General features: G+C 55.4%; 6 protein-coding genes. All 6 read right to left on the bottom strand.

Annotated elements, in window-relative coordinates:
- The coding region (locus tag H6B10_RS11300; protein WP_204651703.1) for a DUF2871 domain-containing protein at positions 1 to 352 on the bottom strand (352 nt) is incomplete at its 3' end.
- A gap of 440 nt (positions 353 to 792) precedes the next feature.
- Positions 793 to 1,515 (bottom strand): sulfite exporter TauE/SafE family protein, encoded by a 723-nt coding sequence (locus H6B10_RS11295; RefSeq protein WP_294568661.1) that lies wholly within the window; start codon positions 1,513 to 1,515, stop codon positions 793 to 795.
- On the bottom strand, positions 1,512 to 2,651 hold the full coding sequence (locus H6B10_RS11290) for a glycerate kinase family protein (RefSeq protein WP_204651702.1): 1,140 nt from the start codon (positions 2,649 to 2,651) through the stop codon (positions 1,512 to 1,514). The genes H6B10_RS11295 and H6B10_RS11290 overlap by 4 nt, the downstream gene beginning before the upstream one ends.
- 102 nt (positions 2,652 to 2,753) lie before the next feature.
- Positions 2,754 to 4,160: a sodium/glutamate symporter gene (locus H6B10_RS11285; RefSeq protein WP_204651701.1), complete on the bottom strand. Its 1,407-nt coding sequence runs from the start codon at positions 4,158 to 4,160 to the stop codon at positions 2,754 to 2,756.
- A gap of 55 nt (positions 4,161 to 4,215) precedes the next feature.
- Positions 4,216 to 5,538 (bottom strand): C69 family dipeptidase, encoded by a 1,323-nt coding sequence (locus tag H6B10_RS11280; protein WP_204651700.1) that lies wholly within the window; start codon positions 5,536 to 5,538, stop codon positions 4,216 to 4,218.
- 175 nt (positions 5,539 to 5,713) lie between these two features.
- Positions 5,714 to 6,838 carry a CdaR family transcriptional regulator gene (locus tag H6B10_RS11275; RefSeq protein ID WP_204651699.1) on the bottom strand — a complete coding sequence of 375 codons (1,125 nt, stop codon included), beginning with the start codon at positions 6,836 to 6,838 and terminating at the stop codon, positions 5,714 to 5,716.
- Positions 6,839 to 7,240 lie beyond the last annotated feature (402 nt).

The raw sequence follows: 7,240 nt of genomic DNA, 5'->3' as shown, positions 1-7,240 counted from the left end.
AAATATGGCCGATTCCGGCAATGCCCGAAATGGCGGCACTCATACCGGAGGAAAGGGCCGTACCCAGCACCTGGGCGATGCCACGTACCACAAACATGACTGCCGTCAGATTCAGACCGACCTGATAGGCGATCAGGACAGGCCCGGTTTTGGCCCCGGTGAAAGAAAAATTCTTTTCCAGCATAAGCAACAACAGGAAAAATACCATGCCCAGCAGGAAGTAATGGGTATGTACGACCCCGAGGGTGGTTTTGCCGGTAAAGCCGTTGAACTTGGTGAACTCCCGATAAAATACGCCGCCAACCATGGCAAGTACAGCGTACAACAGCGCCAGATTCATATACCGTTTCATATTCAGATCTCCTTTATTGACTCGTTTTGTATAGCCGCTCTGTCCATGGGGGAACATGGTGAAGCTGGCTATCTTTCGCACAGGGCATTGGAAGCGCAGCAGAAAAGCCAATCGCTCCAATATGAACGATGTTCATTATAGCTTTCCGCATCTTTTCTGTCAAGGCATATCAATTAATGATGGAAGGCGCAGAAGCAGACCGGATAATCCGACAGGTGAATGGGTCCTGAACATCCAGTGTCTATCGAAACAGAAAAGGCCACCTTTCGGTGGCCTTTTCCGTGGGGATATCCATCTGCGTTTTGAAACGCCGCGACTTGTAAAGGTATGGTGGCTTGCGCACAGTAAAATGGGGAAACAGGCGTTTGCTTACTGCCGAACACAGAAGTGTTTTCTGTAAGAGATCGCATAAGGATTTATAAGGCAGGCGGACTGCTGCCTCACATAAACAGCGAAGCGCCGGACAAAATCAACAGCAGATACGTCAGTTTCACAAAGAAATCCTGAGGGATTCGTTTGTGAAGCAGGTTGCCGATATAAAGTGCCAGGCATACCGGCGGCAGGCAGCAAACGGCCAGCACCAAACAATGACTGGTTACATGGCCTGCCCAGATATCCTGCGCCAGGATGATCAGGTTCAAAAAAATCCAGACCGGAGCAAGCGTGGCCCGTATAACGCTTTTATCTTTCAGCACCGTAATTGCATAGATGACCAGCAGCGAGCCGCCCGACAAAAACATTCCATGGATTACCCCTGCGGCCAGCACCACCACAAGCAGCATCCATTCCGGCAGGGAAAACTGTTTTTTTACAAACAAGCCTTTAATTGCCACAAGGATGATCAAAATACCGTACAGCCGGGAGAGCCAATCCACCGGCAGCAGATTGAACAGATATAAACCAACGGCCATGCCAATGACCATAAGCCCGGATATCTTGTACACTTCCTTCAGGTTTGTGTCTTTCCGGCTTTGCATCCATATTGTACTGCTGACAAACAGTGCCACCACGTTCAGCACGATCTTGGCGTCCATAACCCCAATCAGCTGCATGGCTGCGGGCATGGCCAGCATGGTCCCCGCAAATCCTGTAATGGCCTCCACAATATTGGCAGAAAAGACCACCAGAATGGTCAGCAGTTCCTTGATGTCAATGAAATTCACAGTTGAATCTCCTTTGCCAGCTTAACAAACCGGAACACATTGCGCACAGTCTGGCGAAGATCAGAAGGGGCCCGGTGCTTCATCTCGCTGAAAGGCAGCGCCACCCGGTTGATGCTGAAAATGGCACTGACGCCTTTGCTGTACATTTGTTCGGCGCCGTCGGCAATGTCCCCTACAATAGCCACAACCGGCACATTCTTTTTCTGCGCCCGTTGTGCAATTCCTGCAATCACTTTGCCCCGGGCACTCTGACCGTCGATCCGGCCTTCTCCGGTGATGACCATGGAACAGCCTTCCAGCATTTGATCAAAATCAACGGTGTCCAGCACCACATCAATGCCGCTTTCCAACGCTGCGCCAAAAAAGGCAGCTGCTCCGGCACCCATGCCGCCCGCAGCGCCGCCGCCCGGGAGCTGAAGAACATGGATGCCAAGGTCTCTTTGAATCACATCCGCCAGATGGTGCAAACCCGCATCCAGCTGAACCACCTGCTCGGGGGCGGCCCCTTTCTGGGGGCCGAAAACGGCAGCCGCTCCCTGCGGGCCGCACAGCGGATTGTTGATATCGCACATGGCAACCACAGAAACGTTCTTCAACCGTTCGGCCGCGGCGTGCATTTCAATATGCTGAATCCGGTGCAGGGTATCGCCTACCGGTACAAAGGATTTTCCCTCGCTGTCCAGAAAACGCACGCCCAGTGCTGCCGCAGCACCGGCACCGCCGTCATTGGTGGCGCTGCCGCCAAGTCCCAATATGATTTTTCGGGCACCATTTTCCAGGGCGTGGCAGATCAGCTGCCCCACGCCGTAGGTGCTGGTCTGCCCCGCATTCAGTTTTTCCCCCACTAAGGGAAGCCCGGCGGCCGCTGCCATTTCGATGACGGCGGTATCGCCCATCTGACCGTAAAAGCTTTGAATGGGTTCGCCGTAGGGGCCCTGTACCGTCAGCTGGTGCTTGGTACCCGGCAGAACCGACAAAAAAGCATCCACACTGCCTTCACCACCGTCGGCTACTTCCACCCGAACCGTTTCCATGCCGGGCCAGCAGTCGGAGGCTTCCTGGGCAATGATCTCTCCGATCATGCGGCTGGACATGGTTCCCTTGAAGGAGTCGGGAATAATTACAATCTTTTTCATTAAGCACCTCGGCTTCACAAAATCTGAGGGAAGACCCGCCAAAGGCGGAAGTCGCCGGTGGGTCTTCCCTCAGGGAAACGTATTTTTAGTGCACCGTCAGGGTCAGTTTACTTCATCAACATCGTAGTACAGCTCGCCTTTGCGGTAGTCGTAGGTCTTTTTGCCCCAGGTGCGGGTGATCAGCATGCCCGCCAGGAAGACGGCGGCAGTACCGACCAGGGCGGCTACCAGCAGACCAAAAGAGATTTGGTTGGCGGCAAACGCAACGATAGCAGGCATGACCACATAGCAGGCGGGTACATTGATGGCGTTGATGGGACCCAGCTCCTCCAGCACGGAGGTCTTGCGATTGGGGTCTACCATGCGGCAGAGTGCCTGGCCGGTGGCATTGGTGCCGGTCAGCGTGCCCCAGATGGCCACAGTGCGCTCAAAGCCGTGCTTGCCGCCAAAACGCTCGCCGAAGTAGCGGGTGGTAATGTAAGTGAAGAGGGTTCCGACCACCACTACGGCCAGGATGGGAATGATCCAGGCACCGATCACCGTCAGGGAAATGCCCATGAAAGCAGAGGTAACCATCATATCGATGCAGAAACCGGAGATACGCACCTGCGTGCCGCGGTCCAGATACTTATTGAAGCCCAGCTTGCCGATGATCCAACGCAGGGCGTACGCCACCAGCATAGCATACAGATAAAGGAAGCCGGACAGAATTTCGCCCACAAAGCCAGGAATCATGGCGCACAGCGTGCACAGGGCCTGGCCACAGACCCAGGCGATTCCTACCAGAGAGAAGTGGAAGGCCAGGGTGTCTACGTTGCCGGGATGAGTGGTTTCTTTGCCGTAATACTGCTGTTCTTCGGGCTCATAAAGGCCGCTTGTCATGCTCTCGCTCATTTCGCCTGCATAGGGGGCCAGACCCTTCTGGATGCCTTTGCGCACCCAGGGAACACCAATGAGGAAAGCGACCAGGAAGCCGGCGGCCGCAAAGGTGACGCCAACCTGCACCGCATTGACAACGCCGCTGTTCTGGATCATGGTGCCGTAGGTGACGCTTTGGCCAGGGCCCTGTGCAAAGCCGAAGGGGATCAACAGGCCGTATACGGGGTCCATACCCCAGATGCCGCCGATGAGTTTCAGCACGGCGTAACCCAGCAGGCCGGTCAGCGCGTAAGGAATGACCCAGAAGAAGCCCATGCCGCAAATACCGGAGAACTGGCTGTCAGCCATCCGCTCTTTCAAAGGTCTTTTTTTGTTGGTGGTCTTTTTCTGCGCTGCCAGGGTAAGGCCCATGTTGGCAAACGAGAACGACCACAGAAGTCCCGCAATACTGCTGAAATCATCCACCGTTGCATTGTAGATGACGCCGGTCTGAATCACAATAAAACCGATCACACCTCCAATGACGCTTGCGGGAACCAGATTGTTCCGCAAAAACGGAACCGCCGCACGCAGCACGACACCGATAACAATAAAAACACCGGTCCATGCCAAAGCGTTCATACTAATCATAACATTTGTTCCTCCTTGTTTGTATTTGTCCGCCAGTCTGCCTGGCGCTGCTCCGTTAGAAAGTAATGCCTGCCCGCCGCTTGGCAGTTTCGTTCATCCCGGTATGCTGCGGCTGGGCAGAGGGGGCTTGCTCCCCTATGATCCGGGTATACATGGCGTTTACCGCATCCAGAATCATCCGGGTGTTTGCCTCCACGGCGGCATCATCGGGTGCCTTGCCGGAAGCAGCCTGCTCCCGCAGCTGGGTCTCCAGCCGGGCGGCCACCTCCTGCCACTGGGGCGCGTAGCGGGGATAATCCTGTTCGATGGCGTATTGCAGCCGCTCAAACTGCCACCATGCACTTTCGGGGGTGTACTTTGCCTCGGCACAGCTGAGTTCGGCAGGCAGGGCATTGTTTACCGAGTAGGGGGCATAGACCGACAAACAGGGGCAGCCGAAAGCACTCCACCAAACCGGTGTTTCGCCTTCCACCAGCTCCACATGCGAGGAGGCCGCCGTCTTGCTGGCGGTGTCCAGCATGGCGTGCATGCAGATCGTCACCTGCAGGCCATCGGCAGGGCTCCAGCGGGGGGCAATGGATTCGCCTTCAAAGTGGTCCCGCTGAATGGCACGGATGGTATCCAGCGTAATGTGGCCCATATTGGCCCGCAGCAGTTTGTTCAGGCGGAAAAACCGTGGCTGCGCGGCCCGGTGTTTCAGGCTCATGGCGCCGTAGGCTTTGGCAAAATTGAAGGGGACCTGGGGACTGATCCAGCCCATCTCGTAGGCGTGCTCCTTCACATCTCCGGAGTCCTCGTCCCACTCGGTTTCGGTGCTGTAACAGTTGGAAATGCCGGCCACATCCCGCACCCGGCGGGCGACCCAGCGGCGGCTGCAGGTATCCAGAATCCAGGCCTCCCGGGCATCGGCAATCAGGAAGGCGTTGTGGTACCGGTGCTGCATCCCCACAGCTGCATTGCCGCCCTGGCCGTATTTTTCCAGCAGGGAGGTGATCACATGGAGCGCTTCGTAGGCGGTTGCGCCCCGCTCAAGCCCCAGACGGAGCAGATCCATACCCAGCAGGCCGTTTTCCGCTTCCTCCGGTTCCCGGGACCAGACGGCTTCGTTGCCGATCGCAACACCTTTTTCGTTCATGCCGTGTTCAAAGCCCCAGATCCAGTAGGGCTTGGAGCCCAGTACACGGTAGGTGTGCGCCGCCTGCGGAATCTGAATGTAGGTACATTGCACGGTTTCGTCCGGTGCATGATCTGCGGCGGGATAGACCACCAGCGGCTGTGCCTCGGTAACGGGACGGTCGCTGTTTTTGGCAAAAATCACATGACCGCTTTCGGTACTGTTGCCCAGAGCGACCATGGTATCACAAGAATAAAGTTCCATAGGGATACAGCCTCCTGCCTTCGTAAAAATTGGGGAAAATTCGTTTTCTGTTGACTTTATTGTAGCATCCGGGCGTGGTCTTGTCTTTGGCCGCAAGCATGAAAAAAGACCGGAGGATATGTCTTGCATGACATATCCTCCGGCGGATTGTGGTATACTTTTGTGCAGTTTGCTGTCAAATGGCTTTAAGGAATTGGATGGCGGTCTGGTACAACCCGGCATTTGTGATGCTGCGGGGGTCATATCCCGTTAGGGAGGCCAGTTTGCGCAGCTGGTACTGCAGGGTGTTTTTGTGGATGAACAGCTTATCGGCGGTTTTGTTCAGCGAACCGTCACAGGCATAAAAGGTGGCCAGAAGCTGTGCCCATTCCTGCATCTCAGCCAGGCTCATTCCCTTGAAAATACGTGCCAGATATTCTTTTTTGGAGGCAGCGCTGATCTCCCCCAGATAAATACCGCTGGTCATATCTCCGTAGAAAATCAGGGGTTCCCCTTGCTCCATAAAAGCGATATGCAGACTTTTTTCTGCCTGCACTCTTCCTGTACGGAGTTGCAGCCCGTGGTGGGGGCCCATATCCACACCGGCTTTCAGTGAAAAGCCCGGCTGCAGGGGAAGACTGCCACTCAGGCGGGAAACCAGCGTCCGCAGGTGGTTTTCGTCCAGAATGGTAGTAAACAGGGAAAGCTGCGTACTCTCTCTGTACAGCATGAGCCCGGAGTACGTCCGTTCCAGATATTCTTCCGCCCTGTCCAAAAGAGTCTGGATCTCGGCGCTTCTTCCCTCCGGTGCGGCAAAGGAAATACAAAGGCAGCGGTACGGCAGCTGGATATCCAGCCCCAGGGTGGCGCCCAGGCTCAGGAAATCTTCCGAAAGCTGTGCCGCTGTACCGAACAGCAGCGTATGAAGGTAGTTGCGCTGCCGCATGCGGAGTGCGTTGGAGGTTTCCTGTATATAGGCATCCTTCAGCAATGCTTCGGACGCTTTTTTGATCAACTGAACATACTGGGCAATCTGATCCCATTCGCCGGTGATCCCGATAACCCCCACAATGTCGCCCCGGAAATATAGAGGAAGATTGATGCCGACCAGGGAACCGCTGTATTCCTGGTCCGTACAGACCGTAAGACATTCCAGCTTTTCTTCCACGATCTTGCGCGCGCCCATGTGCTCAGTCCCTACCCGCTCAGGGTTGGTACTGGCAATGATCCGCCCGGTGTCATCCATCAGGTTTACATTTTTGTTGACAGCATCGCTGATTTCTTTCACAATCGCCTGTGCGATGGAAGGTGATATCCTCATTGTTGGAAAACTCCTCTTTGGGCCGCCTTTTGGGGTGGCATACAGGCTAATTGTAACAGGTTGATCCGGCAAAAGCAACCATTCTATGCGTATTTGCGGCGTGACTCCGGTTTCAGGGGGGCGGCGTCCTGGTGCGGTTTTGCGGAAAACGAAAAGAGAAAATTTCTGCTCGCAGAAGGCTGCCCGCTTCTGCTTTTTGCGGTAATTATGAGTTCTGCGTCATGTGTCTGCCGGGGAACGCCATAGGCGAACCGGGTGCTTATTGTGCCGTGCGGTCCGCTTCGGATGAACTGCGTACACAGTACACCACATAACGCTGGCTGTTGCCGCCCAGCGGGTGGCAGGTTACCAGGGTCAGCAGATCGCGCCCGGGCTGAATCAGCAGTGCATCCACGTCGGTAG

This window comes from Gemmiger formicilis (genome assembly GCF_016901605.1).
Lineage (GTDB): Bacteria > Bacillota > Clostridia > Oscillospirales > Ruminococcaceae > Gemmiger > Gemmiger formicilis_B.
This window is presented reverse-complemented; position numbering and strand designations above follow the sequence as displayed.

Bases quoted from the DNA above. Each gene is read 5' to 3' on its own strand.
- H6B10_RS11290 (WP_204651702.1), bottom strand. From the start codon at position 2,651: ATGAAAAAGATTGTAATTATTCCCGACTCCTTCAAGGGAACCATGTCC.
- H6B10_RS11285 (WP_204651701.1), bottom strand. From the start codon at position 4,160: ATGATTAGTATGAACGCTTTGGCATGGACCGGTGTTTTTATTGTTATC.
- H6B10_RS11280 (WP_204651700.1), bottom strand. From the start codon at position 5,538: ATGGAACTTTATTCTTGTGATACCATGGTCGCTCTGGGCAACAGTACC.
- H6B10_RS11275 (WP_204651699.1), bottom strand. From the start codon at position 6,838: ATGAGGATATCACCTTCCATCGCACAGGCGATTGTGAAAGAAATCAGC.